This window comes from Pseudozobellia sp. WGM2, assembly GCF_017810075.1.
Taxonomy (GTDB): domain Bacteria; phylum Bacteroidota; class Bacteroidia; order Flavobacteriales; family Flavobacteriaceae; genus JADNYK01.
Genome location: NZ_JADNYK010000004.1, coordinates 338,443 through 357,602, shown reverse-complemented (window position 1 = coordinate 357,602; position 19,160 = coordinate 338,443). Strand labels below are relative to the sequence as shown.

Genomic DNA, 19,160 nt, shown 5'->3' with positions numbered 1-19,160 from the left:
AGTCCATGATTGTTCTGATTGCCCCGGAAATCGATGTGCCCAATGAGCTTGAACTATTGAACAAGTTGTTTCAAGAAGGTTTGGCGTATTATCATCTACGTAAACCTGATAAGGACTACAAGGGGCATTCAGCATATCTTGAAAAAATAGATTCAAAATTCCATGACCGCGTGGTAGTACACCTGTATCATGAATTGATAGCGGATTTTAATTTAAAGGGAATTCACTTTCAAGAGCAGAAAAGAAGGGATGTGCTGACAGGTAACGAGTTGAAGGAGGTCAGAACCCTAATGAATAATTATTTAGCATCCTTGGGAGTCGAAAGAGCCAAAATCAAAACGATAAGTTCCTCCTTTCACGAACCTAATGAGTTGCAAGACTGTAATTTTAATTTTGATTACCATTTATTGAGCCCTGTATTTTCATCCATTTCAAAGAAAGGATATAAAGGCAGGGGGTTTGATGTAAATCATATCGATAAAAAAGTAATCGGTATGGGTGGCGTAACCAAAAACAATTTGGATGAAATTCAAAAATTAGGTTTTCAAGGAATTGGAGTTTTGGGAGGAATCTGGAACAGCAAAACGCCCATTGAGGATTTCAAGGCAATGCAAGAATTTTATAGAAACACATGATTATGAACATACCAAAGTTGCATTATATCTCACAAGGAAAAACACCGGAAGACCATCTGGAGCATATTCAGAAGGCCTGTACATCTGGTGCGGAACTAGTGCAATTGCGTTTAAAGAACGAAAAGAAAAGTGTGGTGTTAAAGACCGCAGAGAAAGCCAGGGAGATTACAGCACATTTTCAAACGCGATTGATTATCAACGACCATTATCAAATTGCCAAAGAAGTAAAGGCAGATGGTGTGCATCTTGGTAAAACCGATGCCGACTCCGCGGTTGCCCGCAAGCTTTTGGGAGATTGTTATATCATTGGAGGAACGGCAAATACCTTAGATGATTGCTTGGCTTTGGTGAAAAAGGGAGTTAACTATATTGGTTTGGGACCTTTTCGGTTCACGACAACTAAGGAAAACTTGAGCCCGATTATATCGCTTTTGGGGTATCAAGCCATTGTAGAGGAGCTTAAATCGGACATGCCCATTATTGCTATTGGCGGTATTACTATAGAAGACATACCGGAGATTTTAAAAACCGGAGTGTACGGTATAGCGGCTTCTGGTGAAATAACTAAGGATTTTAATAAAATAAACGCTTTTCATCATCTTTTGAAAGCACCTTCTACGAACGAACAACTTTGGAACAGGGAAACAATTTTTTAAATATGACAGATGCACTTCAAATAGCGGATAAAACTTTTTCTTCACGTTTGTTTACCGGTACGGGTAAATTCTCCAGTTCCGAAAAAATGAGGGAAGCTGTCCTAGCTTCGGAAAGTGAACTCGTTACCGTTGCGCTCAAAAGGGTAGAGGTTGAGAACAAATCGGATGATATGCTAAAAAGCCTTAATGCGGACCATATCAACCTATTGCCAAATACATCAGGAGTAAGAACGGCCAAAGAAGCGGTTTTTGCAGCGCAATTGGCACGAGAGGCTTTGGAAACCAACTGGATGAAATTAGAAATTCACCCAGACCCAAGGTACCTTTTACCGGACCCCATAGAAACTCTAAAGGCGGCCGAAGAATTGGTGAAATTGGGATTTGTAGTAATGCCCTATATCCATGCCGATCCCGTTTTGTGCAAGCGATTGGAAGAGGTTGGCGTACAATGTGTAATGCCGTTGGGTGCGCCCATAGGAAGCAACAAAGGATTAAAAACGGATGATTTCCTAAAAATTATTATTGAACAGAGCAATGTACCGGTAATTGTAGATGCGGGTATTGGTGCCCCGTCACATGCGACTTATGCCATGGAACTTGGGGCTGATGCCGTTTTGGTCAATACGGCCATTGCAGTATCTCCTAGCCCCGTTGACATGGCCATTGCCTTTAAAATGGCCGTTGAGGCGGGAAGAATGGCCTACCGAGCCAAATTGGCACCCGTAAAAGAAGTGGCGGAAGCGAGCAGTCCGTTAACGTCCTTTTTAAACTAAAATAGACCTTATGCCTTTTAGAAATACATTTGAGCAATACGATTGGGATACCCTAGAGCATGAAATTTATGCCATAACCGAAACGGAGGTAGCTGCAGTTCTTACAAAGGAACGTATTTCTTTGGACGATTTTAAAACATTGATTTCTCCAGCGGCCAAGCCTTTTCTAGAAGAAATGGCACAACGCAGCCATCAGCTGACGAAAAAGCGTTTTGGGAACACCATACAGATGTATCTGCCCATGTATCTGTCCAATGAGTGCCAGAACATTTGCACCTATTGCGGGTTTAGTATGACCAATAAAATTCCCCGTAAAACCCTTAGCGATGCCGAAATATTAAAAGAGGTAGCGCATATAAAAGAATTGGGCTATGACCATATTTTACTAGTAACGGGCGAAGCCAATAGAAAAGTAGGCGTGGCGTATATCAAACATGCCATTGAGTTGATAAAGGCACATTTCTCCAATATTAGTATGGAGGTTCAACCTATGGACCAAGAGGAGTATGAGGAGTTGATAGCTGCGGGACTGTATGCCGTTTTGGTATACCAAGAAACGTATCATGAGGCTACTTACAAGGTGCATCACCCCAAAGGGAAAAAATCGAATTTTAATTATCGATTGGAGACGCCGGACCGTTTAGGAAAAGCGGGCATCCACAAAATAGGACTAGGAGCCTTATTTGGCTTGGAAGACTGGCGTGTAGATAGTTTTTATACGGCACTGCACTTAAAATACCTTCAAAAGACCTATTGGAAAACGAAGTATAGTATTTCGTTTCCAAGGTTGAGACCACACCAAGGCGATGTACAGCCAAAGGTAGAAATGACAGATGCGGATTTGGTTCAGTTAATTTGTGCCTATCGATTACTAGATGAAGATGTGGAGCTCTCCATGTCTACGCGCGAAAGTGAAACCTTCCGTAACAACATTATAAAATTGGGAATTACGTCTATTAGTGCGGAGTCTAAAACCAATCCCGGAGGTTACACGGCAGAACCGGAATCTTTGGAGCAATTTGAAATTTCGGATGAACGCTCTACAGCGGAAATTCGGGAAATGATAAAGAAACAGGGCTATGAGCCCGTTTTTAAAGATTGGGAAATTTTTACTACTTGAAATTAATTGCCATAAATGGCAATTATTGGAAAGGATTTATCGGAAGTCAAGTAGTGCGTATGAAAGCCATTCTAAGATTCTCTATGTTTTCTTGCGTTTTTCGTAATTTAAGTGATATTGGTATAGTACTATACTAATTATGCTTTCGTTAACACCATGCGTTCTCTTAAATTAACTAAGTTTGTGCCGCTATGGGTAAATACCAAAAGATATTTACATTCTTTTTGTTCACTTCATTAATGCTGGTGAAAGTATCGGCATTTCATGTATATACCCATCAAGATACCGCAAAAACATCAGTAGAAAATTGCAAGTGGTGTGCTCTTGCGGTGGATAATCAAAACACCGCTCATCTTGAGGTGTCAGGTTTAGATTTTTCTCCCAATCAGATTACAGTTCATGAAAATCAGCTCTTTGCCGATATATCTGAATTGTTTTTGGTTAAGGATACGAAATCGGGTCTTTTCTCGAGGCCTCCTCCTCGAGCCATTTTATAGAATTTGCTTCACATTATATCTATACCCTTTTGTTAAAGGGTAAAACTCTCATTTTAATGAATTTTAAAACGCTGGTTGCGGCTGTTTTGTGCTTAACGATTACGTCTAGCATAGCAGCTCAAGATTGTTCTTATACTATAACAGGCACCGTTATCGATTATCACAGTAAAACGGCTCTGCCCGGTGCTACTATTCTCGTAATCGATAGTGATTTATCGACAGTGTCTGATATAGATGGTTCTTATTCGATTAAGGGTGTCTGCCCGGGTAAAATCGAGTTAGAGGTATTTCATCCGGAATGCCCTACCGTGATTATTCCTATGAAAATAGAAGAGAGTAGGGTGTTCGATATTAAACTAGAACATCACTTGGAAGAACTTGACGAAGTTAAGGTCGTGGGTAATAGTATAGGTGACCAAACGAATTCAGCACTTGAAGAGACCTTAGACTTAGAAACCTTGGAGACTTATAGTACGGGTAATATTGGGGATGCCTTAAAGGAACTCGGCGGAGTATCTTCATTAAATACGGGAGCTAATATTGTTAAACCTTCGATTCACGGCTTGAATGGTAGCCGAGTTTTAATTTTGAACGATGGGGTTCGAATGCAGGATATGGAGTGGGGAGACGAGCATGCGCCCAATATCGATGTAAATGCCGCGGGATCGGTTTCGGTGGTGAAAGGGGCTGCAGCCCTTCAGTATGGTGGTGATGCCATAGGAGGCACCGTCGTTATAGACCTTGGTAGAATACCACAAATAGATAGCCTATATGGTAAAACTATGGTGACCGGGGTTTCTAACGGAAGAGGTGGTAATCTGGTTTCTGAGCTCACTAAATCTTATGAGAACGGTTGGTTCGTAAAGGGCCAGGGCTCATATAAGCGCTTAGGCGACCATGAAACACCGGATTATGTATTGTCAAATACGGGTGTAGAGGAAATGGCGGCCTCGTTACAATTTGGTAAGCACGAATTTACTTCAGGATGGGATGTGCGTTACTCCTTTTTTAATACAGAACTAGCTGTTCTACGTGCCTCACACATCGGTAATGTAGATGATCTCATAAGAAGCATTAACGGTGGTGAGCCAGAGGTAGTCCGCTCGTTTACTTATGACCTTTTGAATCCGAGGCAAGAGGTAAATCACCATTTGGGCAAGTTCAAGTATTACAACCGTTTTGAAGGTATAGGAAAGTGGACCGTACAATATGATTTTCAGAGCAATAGAAGATTCGAATACGACATTCGACGGGGCGAAGATGATGACCGGGCATCAATCGACTTGCAGTTGACCACACAAACCATTTCTACTGATTTTAAATGGGATGCCAAAGAAAAGTTCCATTTGCAATTGGGTTTGTTGGGTAGGTATCAAGATAACTTTGCGAATCCTGATACGGGTGTGCGTCGCCTTATTCCTGATTATACGAAATATGATATCGGAAGTTTTCTAATAGGGGAGTACCGTGTAAACGACCGCTTGCTATTAGATGCAGGCCTTCGCTATGACTTTAGCCAAATCGACGCTAAAAAGTTTTATAGTACTTCTCGCTGGGAAGAGCGGGGCTATGACGAAGAATTTCAAGAACTCGTCATAGACGGTTCTGGCAGTCAGCTTTTGGTTAATCCGGTTTTCGATTATCATAACGTAACCACGACGGTCGGTGGTAAGTATTCGCCCACTCTGAATGCTGAGTTCAACATGAATTATACTATGGCCCAGCGAGCACCCAATCCTTCAGAGCTTTTTAGCGATGGTTTGCACCATTCTGCTGCACGTATAGAATTAGGAGATTTACGAATTGATAGTGAGACCTCTCATAAGATTACCGTTTCGTATGAACAGAATTTTGACAATTGGGGGTGGTCTGTAGAGCCGTTTATCAATTCTATTCGAAACTTTATTCTGCTTGAGCCCTCGGGTGTTGAATTTACGATACGCGGCGCCTTCCCTTTGTGGGAATACCGTCAAACGAACGCAAGATTAACTGGGGTAGATGGTTTGGTCTATTCACAATGGTCAGACCGTTGGAAATCTGAACATCGGTTTTCTCTGGTCAAAGGTAGGGATACGGATAAAGGTACTGCCCTGATAAATATTCCTGCGGCAAACTTGAGAAACAAAATCGTTTTTAACCATTCTGAATGGAACGGTTTTGAGGCAACTTTAGAAAGTCAATATGTGTTTAAACAAAACGAAGTACCGAACAATATTACGGTCTTTTCTCCGGAACAACAGCAAGATGTTTTGTTAGACATAAACTCGGCCCCAGATGCATACCATTTATTCGGTTTTCATTCGAAAATGGAGTTTCCTTTCGCGAACAACACCAAATTGACCACCTCATTATCAATAAACAATTTATTAAATACACAGTATAGAGACTACCTGAATCGTCAACGCTATTTTGCCGATGATTTAGGAAGAAATATCATTTTACAATTAAAGTTCAACTATTAAAATTAATATTCAATTATGAAAACAATCAAATTTTTATCATTATTAGCAACAGCTGCAATTCTTTTCAACTCATGTTCTGACGATGATGATGCCCCGGAAGAAATACATGAAGAAGAAGTTATTACAACTATGACCGTTATTTTGACCCCTGAACAAGGTGGGGACGCAGTAACCTTACAATCTCGTGATTTGGACGGAGAAGGACCGGATGCCCCAGTGCTTACAGTGGGCAATCTAGCTGCAAATACAGTTTATAATGGTGAAATAGAGCTACTGAACGAAACAGAAACCCCGGTAGAGAATATTACCACAGAAGTGGAGGAAGAAGGTGATGATCACCAATTTATTTTTGTAACGTCGGGTAGTATAGCCAGCGTAGATTATAGTGATCAAGATGAAGATGGAAACCCTATTGGTATAGAATTTTCCTTGACTACGGGAGAAGCCGGAAGTGCTAATTTGGCCATAACCTTACGCCATGAGCCAACAAAACCTAATGATGGTTCTCTAAGTGATGCAGGTGGAGAAACAGATATAGCCCAGTCTTTTGAAATAACTGTCGAATAACTGGTCTAATTAGTGTAAATAAAAAAAGGGGGCAAGTTTATTGCCCCCTTTTTGTGGTTTATCTTGACATATTGAAAAGACCAAGTAACAATACATTCTTATTAGATAAAAGCAATTCGTGAATCAATTAATTATTGATCGGTTAGGGTTAGCAACACAAGTGTGATCATCATAGCTTTGTGTCTACAATAGATAATTGAACTTAAAACTTATACAAAATGAAAAAGCATCTAATCTTATTATCAGCTTGTTCCATAATTTCACTAACCGCTTGTAATTCTACAAAAAATATGAGTTCACAAAGCGACGCGGAAAACAAAGCGGAAACCTCGATGACCCAAGCTAGTGAGCAGGCACAAGAAACGGAAACAACTATGAATGAAGAAACAGAAGACTCTTCAGAAATGTCTTCAAACACCAATGCGATGCAAATGAGCAATGGTTCAACAGGCGGAAACGCTAACGTAAATATGGGTACATCAACTGTCGCAAATTCAACTGCAGATTATTCAGATTTGTACCAAAACATTAATATGACCGATGGTCAAATTCGTGATTTTGAATCTGCAATGGGAGATTTTGTAAAAAAACAAAAGACTTCAGCCAATGGCGAAATGATGGGTACGCTTGAAGACGAGCGTGATAGACAATTGGAAAATATTTTGTCAGATGAACAATATTCAACTTACGAAACTTGGAGAGACAAGCAATAAATTAATTTAATACAAATAAAAAAGGTGGTTACGTCTGAAACGTAACCACCTTTTTTTGTAGACACTATCTCAATTGTGGTAATTGAGTTTTCTGAATTTTGAAAACTCTTTACTATCAATTTTCCCTTTCCAAATCAGTTTAAATGTCGAAATGACTTTTTTCGTTATTCGAAATATTTAAAATCGTTTCAGGGCCTAATATTTGATTAATGTCCTGTTATTCAAAGCCAATAGTTTTCAAACCTTCATGGCTGATTTTAATCGCTTCCAAGGGCTCTAAACCGTCAAAGGTCATGTCTTGTTCTACCATATAATACTCCATTCCTGATTTTTCCTTTTGATCTAGAATTTCTTTGAAATCGATATTTCCTTTACCGACAGGTGCAAAACGGCCTTCGTCATCCATATCTTTAACATGCCATATCTTGAATCTACCGGGGTACTTGTCAAAATAGGCGATAGGGTCAGCTTCCGCTTTAGTTACCCAATACAAATCCATTTGAAAGTTCACATATTTTGGGTCACTATTTTCTAATAGATAGTCGATAGGTACAAGCCCGTTATCATCTTTCATAAATTCAAAGTCATGATTGTGATAAAGTAATTGTAAGCCTGCCTCATCAGCTTTTTCACCCAGTTCATTTACTATTTCAGACAACTCTTTTGGGGTAGAGGTCATACCCATAGTTTTTGTCGCCTGGTCAAATGTGAAAAGGCCCATCGGCGGTACGGGAATAACAAAGTACTGAAAACCGGCTTCTTTTACATCGGCCATCATTTCTTCGGCATTCTCAAGAGTGACCGATCCTTGATGTGTGCTTACAGGGGTTAGACCGAGTTCATCTAGGTAAGCTTTAAACTCTAAAGGCGACATGCCATAAAATTCACCATCTTCATAACCGGCCGCTTCAATGTATTCGTAACCGGCATCGGCTACGGCTTTTAATGTCTCTTTGGCATCTGAGCCCATGTCATCACGAAGCGTATAAAGGGCTAGGCCGCCGAAATTCTTGACATTGACATCTTCTTGAGATTCGGTTACCGTTTCCTTTTGTTTTTTATCCGCACTTTCTTTGCACGATAAAAGAGATGTACCGATAAGTAGTGCTACAATCGATTTGGTAATAACAGTTTTCATTTTGATAGTCTTTAAGAGTTGAATTAAGTTTATTTATTTGATTTCGAGAGTGTTTTTCGTAAGAAAATCAATTGAACCTACCATTCTGGTCTGACATTGAATTCTATATCGGCTCACCTGTGAAAACTGATATGATTGTTTCCACGACCTACCGGGTAAAAGTTGCAATCTACTTTGACCCTTGATGGAGTCATTTTATCATCATTCATTGAAATTTTGTTTTTTTCATCATGACCACTAATTCAAACCTGAAATAAGCCAAATATATGCATTAACTTAAAACGCTATGTTTTTCATACAGGTTCGAATTATTTATTAATGACAAGGGAATGCCAAAAGAGCGAATAGGTTTTTTTTAGAGTGTTTTACGTCATCTTCAAACCTAGGTTCTTCGATATCTAAATCTAAAGAGGTATACTCATGATTAACTTTTAGATTTTCTACATCAGATTGAGCACTACCATAACCGAGATATAAAAAAAATACGATTAGGGCTGAAATGAATCTATATCTCATGATGCTTTTTTATTCTGTGAGCCCTTATCATCTTGTGATTTAAAGCTATATAAGTACGGCGCTTTATGTGCTGCACCGGTAAAAAGTTTCTCATGCCTCGTTAAAAAATCTTTGCTCAACATCTTTCTTTGAAATGTCGTTCGCCGTACTTTTTTGCCCAAAATTGCTTCGTATACTTCTTGCAAATCTTTCATTGTAAATCGTTCTGGTAGCAAATTCATACCGATTAATTTCTTATCAAGGTTCTCTCGAAGCACTTCTAGGGCTTTATCGGTTATTTCTTGGTGATCCATCATTAAAGTGGGCAATTCATTGATGGCATACCAGTTTATTGAATCAGACAGTTCGTCTGGAGTTGGGTGAACTTCATCAAAATTTATGAGGGCGTAGTGAGCAATCGAAATGAACCGATTCAACATCCAATAATTCTCATCGGTCTGAAGATCATTGGCTTCTAGTATAGTACGCATGATATCCGGCCTTGACCTTGAAGCACTTCCGAAAGTGAAAAATTGTTCAAGATAAATATTATCAAGACCAGTACGCTCTCTCAAACAGCGCTTTACCGCTTCTTCGACATCTTCATTACGTTTTACAAAACCGCCTGGCAGTGCAAAAAAACCTGTATTGTTGTACTCTAAAATTAGAATTTTTAGCTGCTTTCCGTTAAAGCCAAAAATGACAAGATCATAGGCCAAATGGGGTAAATACTCCTCATGAGATGGTAATCTTTGTTCTTTATTGTTAGCCAATTAGTAGTTTTTTTCAAATGAAACCTAAAATTTCATAATATCAAAAGAATTATTGTAATTATTGGAGACAATAGAATTTTCTTAAAGTGAAAAGGAGAAAATCATTTTTTGTTTAATCTTTATCATAAGGTAATCTAACTAAAGTTTTAGCCCTATACTAATCATTGATTGATAAACCTCGCTCTATATTTTGTAGGTGAACAACCTTTGATTTCTTTAAACTTACGATTGAAATTGGCGATGTTATTGAATCCGCACTCCTCTGCTATTTGTGCTACGGAAAAGTCTTGACGGTTGACCAAAAGTTTACACGCATTTTCGATTCGTACTTCTATAAGAAATTGGAAAAACGTTTTGTTCGTTCTTTTTTTGAAATAGCGACAAAATGCATTTTTGGTCATATTCGCCAAGTCTGATACCTCTTCTAAAGAAATGGTTTGGTGATAGTTATCCATAACGTGCTTGATAACGGTACCCATTCTTTTTCCCTCATCATCAGAATATGATTTTTTATAGATAAAAGAAGACAAAGGCTCGGTTTTGCTTTGTATTATAAGATTAATAAGCAATAATAGACTTGCGATTTGTTCGACCTTGTTCTGTTTGGGCAAGGCCTCGAATAGGTTAGTGATATCATTATTATTGGGCACGACCTTCATTCCATACTCCGCGTTATCAAAAAAGTCTTTGGTGGGGTTCAGGTCGGGCAAACTAAAAAAGTTTTTACCGAATGAGTCTAAGCTAAAAAATAGGGTATACATAAGAGATTTTTTAGAAGCTTTGGTATCACTTTTAAAAACATGAGGTTGAAAACCGCCTATGACTAAAATATCACCTTCATTATATTCGTTGATCGAATCTCCTACGATTAAGGTTCCAGAACCTTCTAAAATGTAACTAATTTGAATTTCGGCATGTTGGTGCAGTTGATTATAAAAGAAAGTCTCACGGTCTACCTGAAAGACTAGGGCTTCATTTTTTGGCTTTGGTATTTTAAAGGGTAGAACTTTCAAGAATAGAATTTGTACTAAAATAACTTAAAATATGAAAAGCAAGGTTGGTTGGGGTAGTTAGGTATAGTATTAGAGATGGTCATATGATGGTCTTCTAATTCGCTCTCCGGGAAAAAAATGTTATTTTTGATACGGCTTTAGGGGTATTCTATTTAGAATTGAGAGAGTCCCTTTGAACCTGATTTGGCTTACACCAACGTAGGGAAAAGTTCGCAATGGTATGCTGCATTCTTTTTATTCTCATTCTGAGAACTTCTATAGCCGTATTAAATTCAGACACTATTATGGAAGAGAATCTTTGGAAACATATTTTACAAGTTAGAAAGCAATCGCCTTTGGTGCATAATATTGCGAATTATGTGGTGATGAACAATACGGCAAATGCGCTATTGGCAGTCGGGGCGTCACCTATAATGGCTCATGCCCACTCTGAAATAGATGAAATGGTCGCTATCTGTCAAAGTCTTGTGGTTAACATCGGCACCTTAGACGAGTACTGGGCAAAATCAATGCTGCAGGCCGCCAATAAAGCACATGAATTAAGAAAACCGTTTGTGATCGACCCTGTCGGTGCAGGAGCTACTGGTTTTAGAAATGATTTATTATCTGAACTCTTAAAAACTAGACCAACCATAATAAGAGGTAATGCCTCGGAGATTATGGCGCTGGCCAAACAGAATGTTTCGGTGACCAAAGGGGTAGATAGCACTGCGGATAGTAACGAAGCCATTCAGGCGGCTATCAACTTGAATCAAGAATTTGGTTCGGTAGTCTGCATTTCCGGCAAGATAGATATTGTGATATCACAACATGGGAAATGTTATATCAAAAATGGAAGTGAGCTCATGACAAAGGTTACCGGTTTAGGGTGTTCGGCTACAGCAATTATCGGTGCCTTCATTGCCACAATTGACAATACGTTTGAAGCGGTTACTGCTGCCATGGCCTTGATGGGTATCGCTGGTGAATTAGCGTCAAAATTGGCTGATGGCCCTGGTAGTCTACAAATGCATTTGCTCGATAAACTGTATAATATTACTTCAGATGAATTTTCGTCTCACCTTGAACTAGAAGTGATATAATGCTAATGTCGTTTCCTTATCACCTTTATTTAGTAATCTCGGAAGAAAGTTGTGGCGGCCGAAAAATTACGGATGTAGCGGAGAAAGCCATATCTGGAGGGGTGGATATAGTACAACTGCGTGAAAAACATTTGACTTCAAAGGCATTTATTGAAAATTCATTAAATCTACAAGAGGTCTTGCAGAAGCATAACGTTCCTTTGATTATTAACGATAATATCGAGGTGGCCAAGGCCATTGGTGCCTTTGGTATACACGTTGGCAATAATGATATGGCTCCTACTGAAATCAAGAAATCTTGGAAGAAATCACACTGTTTGGGGTATTCGATAGAATATCTCGAACAATTGGAAACAGAAGAGACCAAGGTTTCGGATTATTTAGGAGTCAGTCCCGTATTTAGCACTTCTACAAAGACCGATACTGTAACCGAGTGGGGTCTTGAAGGTATTTCTAAAATTAGAACTTTGACCACAAAACCTTTAGTCGCGATAGGCAGTATGAAAAAGGAAAATGCATATGATGTTATCAAGGCCGGAGCCGATTGTATTGCGGTGGTCTCGGCCATATGCCAAGCAAAAGATCCGGAACAAGCCGCGTGGGAACTCCGAAATCAAATAGAAAAAGCACTATGAAAAAATATAGCTATCGATCAGTTTTGAGCATTGCCGGCTTTGACGGTAGTGGTGGTGCAGGTATTCAAGCCGATATTAAAACTACATCGGCACTAGGCTGTTATTCCACATCGGTTTTGACCGCATTGCCTGTTCAAAATACTACAGGAGTACAATCGATATATCCAATTCCCACAAAAGCCATCTCTGAGCAAATAGAGAGCATTTTTGATGATATTTTTCCAGATGCCGTAAAGATTGGAATGGTACATACGAGCGAATTGGTAGAAACTATTGTTTCCTCTTTAAAGAAATATAAGAAGGTGCCTTTGGTGTTCGACCCGGTAATGGTGGCGACCAGTGGTCATAAATTGATTGAAGACGCAACAATCGATATTATAATTGAGAAACTAATTCCACTAGCGGATGTTATCACTCCTAATTTAGATGAAGCCTCAATTTTAGCGGAGATGCCTATTGATAATGTTGAGGATATGTATAAAGCAGGGGAGATGATTCAAAAATTAGGAGTACACTCTTTACTTTTAAAGGGAGGGCATCTGAAGACCGACAAGCTTACTTCCCTTTATTTTTCCGAAGATGGAAAAGTACATGAATTTCATTTTGAAAAATTCGAAACGAACAATACCCATGGGTCCGGATGCACTTTATCTTCCGCCATTGCCAGTTTTTTGGCAAGAGGTGAATCGCTGCTTGAAGCTATTGAATCGGGACAAAACTACGTACATCAAGCTATCTTGAATGGTAAAGATGTGCGAGTCGGTGGTGGTAATGGACCTTTGAACCATTTTTATAATCCTCAACAACTAATAAAAAATGAATTGGAGCAGTAAAGCCTGGGAGCAGATAATACCGATATATCAAAAAATAATTGAAATGCCTTTCATTACCGAGTTAACGAATGGCACTCTACCCTTGGAAAAGTTTCAATTTTATATGTTGCAAGACGCACACTATTTAGACCAGTTCGGTCGTGCTTTGGCAATTATCGGAGCAAGAACCCAAAGTCTTGAAGATTCGTTGGCCTATATCAAATTTGCAGAAGGCGCTATTGTGGTCGAAAAGGCACTTCATGAGTCTTATTTTGAGTCTTATCAACTTAGTGAAAAGGGAAGTATTCAACCTACTTGCCACCACTACGGTAATTTTCTAAAAAGCACTGCGGCCTTGCAACCGGTGGAGGTTGCTATTGCAGCGGTTTTGCCCTGCTTCTGGATCTATAAAAAAGTTGGTGACCATATTTATCAGAATCAAAAAGCCATTGAGAACCCTTACCAAAAATGGATTGAAACTTATGCAGGGGAAGAGTTTGGGATAATTACACAACGGGCAATCGATATCAGTAATCGTATTTCATTAGGTTGTACTCCAATACAACAACAGGCCATGACAGAAGCCTTTGTGACGGCCAGTAGGTTAGAATATGAATTTTGGAATAGTGCCTATGTTTTAAAACGATGGTAAAAAAGAAACTTGAATTTTTCTTGAAATTAGATTTAAGCATTTTATAGGCAACCATTTTCCATCTATTGCGTCTTATTATAGAAACTATAATTATAGACATTTTATGAGAGAAAGAATTTTTTTGGTATTGGCCATTGGCGTTTTTTTATTGGGTTGTACAAGTGATAATAGTGTAGACTGCCCCGAAGATTATTCAGGTGTACTTATGGTAAGTGAAGAGAAGATGGTAGGTGAGTGGGTGCTCATTGCCATAACCGCTGAAGACGAAGTTGATCTTTCCGATGATAGTGAAGACAACCCGTCAACTGATATTTTTGCACAGTATAGCGAATGTCAAAGAGATGGTGCCTATGTTTTTACTACCAATAGGGGCTACACATTTAAGCAAGGCTTAAAGGCGGATAATTGTGAACGAACTGTTGATTTGTCCGGTACTTGGCAACTGGTTGGTTCAACATTAAGTTTGGTGGGTTCTTGTAATATTCAAAACCTTGCGATTGAATTTAATGATGATAATTCTGCTTTTGTCTTTAAAGAAAATTTTAATATCACCGATACCAACGGTAGTTCAATTCAAACCGAGGTAAGTTTTACATACAGTCTTCAACAATAAATAAGCTAAAAATAGAAAGGGAGCGATTGACCAAATCACTCCCTTTACTGCACAAAAAATAAACTAGCCTTAATTATGGTAAAGTTCTTAAGTTTTAAATCTTATGCTTCACTTTTTTAGGTGGTTGAACGTTTTCTGTAGTTAGATGGTAATCTCTCAAGGTTAGTTGGTAATTAACTATTTGATTTATCAAACTAAAATAGACTTCGGACGACCAATTAAGGGTTTTGTCTTGATACTTCGGGTACTTAAAAAAAAAACCGGAAACCTTCGGGGGACGATTTCCGGTAAACTGAATTAGATAAAGTTTAGAACTATTATCCAGCCGTTTTACTGTAAAAGAACAACCGAGCTAATTGTACTCGATTGTTCTCTAGTCGATTGCACTCTCCGAACCGACACATTGAGTGCAGTCTAGGGCTTACGACCCATATTGTAATTAACTAGTACTTATCTCACACCAGCTATCCACTTTTAAAATTGTTTTACAAATTTCGGTTACTTGTTTTGGATATAGGGTCAGTAATCGACGGATGAAGATTTTCTGTAGACGGATGAAGGTTAGTTGCGGTCGACCATTAATGAGGGGTAGAAGAAAACTACTCACATATCTCAAATTAGATGATAAAGTGAAGGAGTAATTGTTGATTAGTACTTAGAACGTGGCAGTACGGGTCAATACAAAAATCTCTGTTTGCCCGATGAAGTAATAAAATATTTATACCAGGTTGAGACGCCGCATTAATTCTGGACGGTTAGATCGACTGATGGGCACCACATTTTTACCAATCAATACACTATTATCTTCAATATCTATAATTTTTGTAAAATTGATAATGAAAGAACGGTGTATTTGTAGAAAGATTTTTTCAGGTAATTTATCTTTAATTTTCTTAAGGGTTGTGTGTACGCGATAAGTATCTTTTTCTAATTTAATTTCAATATAATCACCTTTTGCCTCGATGACCTGAATTTCGTTAAGATTTAATTTTATTAACCTACGGTCTATATTTACGTACAAGTCATTTCCGGGGGTAGAAGGCTCTTCGGTTTCATCAAAGGTCTGGGTAGTTCTACTCATTACTTTTTTAAGTTTCAAAATAGATTTTTGAAAACGTTCGTGAGTAATGGGTTTTACCAAATAATCTACAATCGCCTCATATTCATAGGCTTCAATTGCAAATTCGGTGTCTGATGTGGTAAGAACGATATGTGGTGGGTTCTTTAAGGTTTGAACAAAGTCGACACCGGTAAACCCGGGCATATGAATGTCTAAGAACACGACATCGACGTTTTGCTGATTTAAAAATTTAATGGCGTCGACTGCACTTTCGAATTGTTCGATTATGTCTAAATCGGGTATTTTAGAGCAAAGTTGGGTTACTATAGCCCTTGCAGATGCTTCATCGTCGACAATAATACAGTTCATATTAAAGAGATACCTTTTCGCTATTACCTTATCAAGATAATGATAATATTTTAAGTCTTTATAGACTTTTATTGTAACGTAAGGTTCGTACTGCTAATTGTGTATGGTAAGAATATATTATAGTAGTAGAGGAGAAGTTGCCCCGTAACAGCATAACATTTATACGCCATATAGTCGTCATGCTGTATTAGGGTCAAACTTTAAAAAGTATAGATAAGGTAAAACAATCATGCCATAAAGTGGGTGTTACCTTTTTTAGATTTTAGATATGGATGAGCTTTACGCGGGTACGATGTCATTTACTTCCCAATAGGCAAGTATCTTATCAATTTTCTTGACATAATCTTCATATTTCAATGGTTTTACTACGTAACCTGCGATACCAGTAGTGTAGCAATCGACCATGTCTTCTCTATTTTGTGAGGTGGTTAATACAACTACGGGAATATATTTGAAAACCTCACTTTGTTTTATTGATTTTAAAAATTCATTGCCGTTCATTCTAGGCATATTAAGATCTAAAATGATAAGATCGGGTAGGCGAGTACAAGACATTAATTCTGATAGGGCTTCGTGACCATTTTCAGCCCATATAAGTTGGTGTTTGGCCTGAAGTTTAGAGATAGCTCTATTCATCTTCATCATTTCTACTTGGTCATCTTCTATAAAAAGTATTTTCATGGCGCATAAGTAATTAAGTGAGATACAAATCTCTTACTAAATAAATACAATTAAGGGTAGGAGTAGACGAGTGGAGGTTTACTGTAGACGAATGGTAATTTTAGATAGCCGAGTTTTTATAAAAAATTGAAAACGAGTCGGTTTAATTATGAGGTGAACGCTTTTTGATTGCCTCATAATTAAACCGACTCGTTTACTGGCTTGTAAGAGGGTTCGGGTAGTTGTCCGATTCGTCTTCATCCCTTTCATCCAAACAAACAAAATCTTTTTCGACCAATAGTGAAATGGTTTTTCCCGTATTTAATTTAAACTCATTTTTAAAACCAACTTTAGAGCTTTCGGCCCAGTTACTTGTTTCTTTCTCAGGTATCCATACGGTAATGGTCCGGTCAATAAAATCTGCCTGAAGTTCGACCAAATTCTTTTTGGTACGTAGTTCGTATGTGAACTTTTGGGTGTTGAACTCTGTGGTTTCGGCATAAAGCCCTGTTGTACAAAAAGTCTCCACCTCGGTTTTGGTAAGTCTATACCTTACCGAATTCCCCCTTATTCTTATCTTCATTTGACTATATTTTAACCGTTTCTCTTTGTTCCGTTTTATAATTTATGGTTACACGAGTACCTTTTCCTGGGTGAGAGTTGATAAACAAGCGCCCATTGATATAGCTGATACGTTCTTTCATAAAGAAAAGCCCCATACCACCCTCACTGTTATTTTTAGGGGGGCTGTTCATGACCGAAGTGTCAAACCCCTTACCATCGTCATCGATCAATACGCTCAGAATACCATCTTTGTAATTAATAGTGACCAGTATATAATTGGCCTGAGCATATTTGATAGCATTATTGACCGCTTCTTGGGTTACCCTATAAATATTTGTTTCGGCAAGAGAGTCAAAGCGTATGTGCTTCTCGGTTCTGTTTTCAAAAAGAATGGTTTTACCAGTTAATTTTGAAAGTTCAACGGTCATTTTTTGCAGAGCAGGAAAAATACCATGGTCGCTCAATTCAGGTGGCGTTAAGTTAAAGGTTGCAGTTCGTACGCCCTTGATCAAATCAGAGGTCAATACCTTAAGGTAATCAATCTTTTCTGCGGTTTTTTCTTGGTTTTCAACATCTATAGATTCAATATTGAATTTAAGAGCGGTAAGCATTTGGCCTATTCCGTCGTGAATATCTTTGGCTATGCGTTTTCGCTCCTCTTCTTGACCCTCGACAATTTGACTGGCCTGAATTCTTTTCTGAAGCATACGTTCCTCAAAATTTTGTTGGGTCAGCTGTTCGACTTTAAGGGCATTTATTTTACGCTCGGTAATATCTGAACATAGAATAAGTACACTTTGCTGCTGGCTTGATTGGTGCATGGGCACTATAGACATATCTAGCCAATAATTTTCTTTGTTAACTGTAGTAATTAGAATTTCTTCTGTTCGAATTACATTTTTTCTATTGTTTTTTAAAACTTCTTTTAAGTATTGTTGTTGACCTTCATCGACGGTAAGCACCTCGGACAATGGCTTATTAAGATCTTTTGATTCAAGGTTTAAGAGGTTAAGAAATTTTTTGCTGATAAAGACTATACTACCGTCTTGTCTGGCACTTGCGAACAACGCTGCATTATCAATAACGAAATTAAGCTCTTGAAGGTCTTTTAGTGACTTTTCTTTTTCTTCATAAAGTTTTTGGGTTTCTCTCGCTTGGCTCTCAGATTGGCCTCTGCTTTGAATTAAACTGGCCACCGTTTTACGTATCTGTAGGGAGAGCGGTCTGAAAATAAAGGCAATTTCAAGGAGTAATATAGAAAGGGAAATACCAAGTAATAAATATTCTTTTCGTTTTAGGCTTTCCAATTTTGCCTTACTACGTTTATCGTACTCGTTGACGATAATATCCATCAACTCTAAAAACTTACTTTCATTTTGCAGCACATCCATTGTAGCGTGCTGGAGTTTACTTTCGGAAAGGCTGTTATTATTATAGGATGTGATAATAGCCTCGGCAGCTTGTACCATCAAATTGTGGTGCGCTTCGAGTTGAAGAAACAGTTCTAGTATCTCCGGATGGTTTTCAACAGGAAGCCCAATAGATTCATCACCCTTTTGCAAGGCTAGATGCGAGTTTTTCCAAACCGATAAAGTTTCGGTAAGTTCGGTAATTGTTGAACCAATTTGACGATTTTGAAAGGCATCTTTAATGAGTAAAACTTCTTTGGTCAGCTTCTGGCTATAGGCTCGTTGGCGACCAGCTATATTTATGACCCGAGAGTCGTTCAGCTGCGAATTGAGGTGACTTTGAATAAGAATTTGTGCGATAATAATCGTCAAGGCGATGCCCGCCAGAGCCAAAAGATACCATTTGCGAATCCGTATAAAGGTCGCATTATCCAATGATCGATGGTACTTAGTTTTGGTCAC

The 19,160-nt window shown here is 38.5% G+C and carries 21 protein-coding genes and 1 riboswitch; of the genes, 13 read left to right on the top strand and 8 right to left on the bottom strand.

What is annotated here, in order from left to right; all coding sequences use genetic code 11:
* The first annotated feature begins 5 nt into the window (after positions 1-5).
* The 8 genes from IV512_RS11395 (at position 6) to IV512_RS11360 (ending at position 7,423) form a co-directional block, all read left to right on the top strand.
* Positions 6-635 (top strand): thiamine phosphate synthase, encoded by a 630-nt coding sequence (locus tag IV512_RS11395; RefSeq protein ID WP_209403437.1) that lies wholly within the window; start codon positions 6-8, stop codon positions 633-635.
* A gap of 2 nt (positions 636-637) precedes the next feature.
* Positions 638-1,291, top strand: coding sequence for a thiamine phosphate synthase (gene thiE, locus IV512_RS11390; RefSeq protein WP_209403435.1), 654 nt, complete (start codon positions 638-640; stop codon positions 1,289-1,291).
* A gap of 2 nt (positions 1,292-1,293) precedes the next feature.
* Positions 1,294-2,064, top strand: coding sequence for a thiazole synthase (locus tag IV512_RS11385; RefSeq protein ID WP_209403433.1), 771 nt, complete (start codon positions 1,294-1,296; stop codon positions 2,062-2,064).
* Between the two features lie 10 nt (positions 2,065-2,074).
* A complete protein-coding gene (gene thiH / locus IV512_RS11380; RefSeq protein WP_209403431.1) occupies positions 2,075-3,184 on the top strand; it encodes a 2-iminoacetate synthase ThiH in 1,110 nt (369 codons plus the stop codon).
* 191 nt (positions 3,185-3,375) lie between these two features.
* Positions 3,376-3,681, top strand: a complete 306-nt coding sequence (locus IV512_RS11375; protein ID WP_209403429.1) for a hypothetical protein — start codon at positions 3,376-3,378, stop codon at positions 3,679-3,681.
* 56 nt (positions 3,682-3,737) lie between these two features.
* On the top strand, positions 3,738-6,143 hold the full coding sequence (locus tag IV512_RS11370; RefSeq protein ID WP_209403427.1) for a TonB-dependent receptor domain-containing protein: 2,406 nt from the start codon (positions 3,738-3,740) through the stop codon (positions 6,141-6,143).
* A gap of 15 nt (positions 6,144-6,158) precedes the next feature.
* A complete protein-coding gene (locus IV512_RS11365) occupies positions 6,159-6,710 on the top strand; it encodes a type 1 periplasmic binding fold superfamily protein (protein ID WP_209403425.1) in 552 nt (183 codons plus the stop codon).
* A gap of 218 nt (positions 6,711-6,928) precedes the next feature.
* Entirely contained in the window at positions 6,929-7,423 is a 495-nt protein-coding gene (locus IV512_RS11360; protein WP_209403423.1) for a hypothetical protein, read from the top strand.
* A 217-nt stretch (positions 7,424-7,640) separates the two neighbouring features.
* Here the strand turns inward: IV512_RS11360 and IV512_RS11355 are convergent, their stop codons facing one another.
* The 4 genes from IV512_RS11355 to IV512_RS11340 all read right to left on the bottom strand — a co-directional run bounded on the left by IV512_RS11355 (position 7,641) and on the right by IV512_RS11340 (position 10,842).
* Positions 7,641-8,561 carry a sugar phosphate isomerase/epimerase gene (locus IV512_RS11355; protein WP_209403421.1) on the bottom strand — a complete coding sequence of 307 codons (921 nt, stop codon included), beginning with the start codon at positions 8,559-8,561 and terminating at the stop codon, positions 7,641-7,643.
* 315 nt (positions 8,562-8,876) lie between these two features.
* On the bottom strand, positions 8,877-9,077 hold the full coding sequence (locus tag IV512_RS11350) for a hypothetical protein (RefSeq protein ID WP_209403419.1): 201 nt from the start codon (positions 9,075-9,077) through the stop codon (positions 8,877-8,879).
* Entirely contained in the window at positions 9,074-9,829 is a 756-nt protein-coding gene (locus tag IV512_RS11345; protein WP_209403417.1) for an NUDIX domain-containing protein, read from the bottom strand. The genes IV512_RS11350 and IV512_RS11345 overlap by 4 nt, the downstream gene beginning before the upstream one ends.
* A 161-nt stretch (positions 9,830-9,990) precedes the next feature.
* Positions 9,991-10,842, bottom strand: a complete 852-nt coding sequence (locus tag IV512_RS11340) for an AraC family transcriptional regulator (RefSeq protein ID WP_209403415.1) — start codon at positions 10,840-10,842, stop codon at positions 9,991-9,993.
* Positions 10,843-10,971: 129 nt separating this feature from the next.
* Positions 10,972-11,064: riboswitch (TPP riboswitch) on the top strand.
* Between the two features lie 62 nt (positions 11,065-11,126).
* On the opposite strand from IV512_RS11340, the gene thiM reads away from it, so the two are divergent.
* From thiM to IV512_RS11315, 5 genes are all read left to right on the top strand, one after another.
* Positions 11,127-11,924, top strand: a complete 798-nt coding sequence (thiM, locus tag IV512_RS11335) for a hydroxyethylthiazole kinase (protein ID WP_209403413.1) — start codon at positions 11,127-11,129, stop codon at positions 11,922-11,924.
* Positions 11,924-12,559 (top strand): thiamine phosphate synthase, encoded by a 636-nt coding sequence (thiE, locus tag IV512_RS11330; RefSeq protein WP_209403411.1) that lies wholly within the window; start codon positions 11,924-11,926, stop codon positions 12,557-12,559. The genes thiM and thiE (IV512_RS11330) overlap by 1 nt, the downstream gene beginning before the upstream one ends.
* Entirely contained in the window at positions 12,556-13,392 is an 837-nt protein-coding gene (thiD, locus tag IV512_RS11325) for a bifunctional hydroxymethylpyrimidine kinase/phosphomethylpyrimidine kinase (RefSeq protein WP_209403409.1), read from the top strand. Before thiE (IV512_RS11330) ends, thiD begins: the two co-directional genes overlap by 4 nt.
* Positions 13,376-14,023 carry a thiaminase II gene (tenA, locus tag IV512_RS11320; protein WP_209403407.1) on the top strand — a complete coding sequence of 216 codons (648 nt, stop codon included), beginning with the start codon at positions 13,376-13,378 and terminating at the stop codon, positions 14,021-14,023. The genes thiD and tenA overlap by 17 nt, the downstream gene beginning before the upstream one ends.
* A 103-nt stretch (positions 14,024-14,126) precedes the next feature.
* Positions 14,127-14,636 (top strand): DUF5004 domain-containing protein, encoded by a 510-nt coding sequence (locus IV512_RS11315; RefSeq protein WP_209403405.1) that lies wholly within the window; start codon positions 14,127-14,129, stop codon positions 14,634-14,636.
* A gap of 718 nt (positions 14,637-15,354) precedes the next feature.
* On the opposite strand, the gene IV512_RS11310 is transcribed toward IV512_RS11315, so the two are convergent.
* From IV512_RS11310 to IV512_RS11295, 4 genes are all read right to left on the bottom strand, one after another.
* Entirely contained in the window at positions 15,355-16,065 is a 711-nt protein-coding gene (locus tag IV512_RS11310; protein ID WP_209403403.1) for a LytTR family DNA-binding domain-containing protein, read from the bottom strand.
* Positions 16,066-16,344: 279 nt separating this feature from the next.
* Positions 16,345-16,746 (bottom strand): response regulator, encoded by a 402-nt coding sequence (locus IV512_RS11305; RefSeq protein ID WP_209403402.1) that lies wholly within the window; start codon positions 16,744-16,746, stop codon positions 16,345-16,347.
* 193 nt (positions 16,747-16,939) lie between these two features.
* Entirely contained in the window at positions 16,940-17,308 is a 369-nt protein-coding gene (locus IV512_RS11300; RefSeq protein ID WP_209403400.1) for a hypothetical protein, read from the bottom strand.
* 4 nt (positions 17,309-17,312) lie between these two features.
* The gene (locus IV512_RS11295; RefSeq protein WP_209403398.1) at positions 17,313-19,160 is read right to left on the bottom strand and encodes an ATP-binding protein; all 1,848 of its coding nucleotides are present in this window, start codon (positions 19,158-19,160) and stop codon (positions 17,313-17,315) included.

What these genes read in the sequence shown, in the direction of transcription:
- IV512_RS11395 (WP_209403437.1), top strand. Translation starts at nt 6, where the DNA reads ATGATTGTTCTGATTGCCCCGGAAATCGATGTGCCCAATGAGCTTGAA.
- thiE (WP_209403435.1), top strand. Translation starts at nt 638, where the DNA reads ATGAACATACCAAAGTTGCATTATATCTCACAAGGAAAAACACCGGAA.
- IV512_RS11385 (WP_209403433.1), top strand. Translation starts at nt 1,294, where the DNA reads ATGACAGATGCACTTCAAATAGCGGATAAAACTTTTTCTTCACGTTTG.
- thiH (WP_209403431.1), top strand. Translation starts at nt 2,075, where the DNA reads ATGCCTTTTAGAAATACATTTGAGCAATACGATTGGGATACCCTAGAG.
- IV512_RS11375 (WP_209403429.1), top strand. Translation starts at nt 3,376, where the DNA reads ATGGGTAAATACCAAAAGATATTTACATTCTTTTTGTTCACTTCATTA.
- IV512_RS11370 (WP_209403427.1), top strand. Translation starts at nt 3,738, where the DNA reads ATGAATTTTAAAACGCTGGTTGCGGCTGTTTTGTGCTTAACGATTACG.
- IV512_RS11365 (WP_209403425.1), top strand. Translation starts at nt 6,159, where the DNA reads ATGAAAACAATCAAATTTTTATCATTATTAGCAACAGCTGCAATTCTT.
- IV512_RS11360 (WP_209403423.1), top strand. Translation starts at nt 6,929, where the DNA reads ATGAAAAAGCATCTAATCTTATTATCAGCTTGTTCCATAATTTCACTA.
- IV512_RS11355 (WP_209403421.1), bottom strand. Translation starts at nt 8,561, where the DNA reads ATGAAAACTGTTATTACCAAATCGATTGTAGCACTACTTATCGGTACA.
- IV512_RS11350 (WP_209403419.1), bottom strand. Translation starts at nt 9,077, where the DNA reads ATGAGATATAGATTCATTTCAGCCCTAATCGTATTTTTTTTATATCTC.
- thiM (WP_209403413.1), top strand. Translation starts at nt 11,127, where the DNA reads ATGGAAGAGAATCTTTGGAAACATATTTTACAAGTTAGAAAGCAATCG.
- thiE (WP_209403411.1), top strand. Translation starts at nt 11,924, where the DNA reads ATGCTAATGTCGTTTCCTTATCACCTTTATTTAGTAATCTCGGAAGAA.
- thiD (WP_209403409.1), top strand. Translation starts at nt 12,556, where the DNA reads ATGAAAAAATATAGCTATCGATCAGTTTTGAGCATTGCCGGCTTTGAC.
- tenA (WP_209403407.1), top strand. Translation starts at nt 13,376, where the DNA reads ATGAATTGGAGCAGTAAAGCCTGGGAGCAGATAATACCGATATATCAA.
- IV512_RS11315 (WP_209403405.1), top strand. Translation starts at nt 14,127, where the DNA reads ATGAGAGAAAGAATTTTTTTGGTATTGGCCATTGGCGTTTTTTTATTG.
- IV512_RS11310 (WP_209403403.1), bottom strand. Translation starts at nt 16,065, where the DNA reads ATGAACTGTATTATTGTCGACGATGAAGCATCTGCAAGGGCTATAGTA.
- IV512_RS11305 (WP_209403402.1), bottom strand. Translation starts at nt 16,746, where the DNA reads ATGAAAATACTTTTTATAGAAGATGACCAAGTAGAAATGATGAAGATG.
- IV512_RS11300 (WP_209403400.1), bottom strand. Translation starts at nt 17,308, where the DNA reads ATGAAGATAAGAATAAGGGGGAATTCGGTAAGGTATAGACTTACCAAA.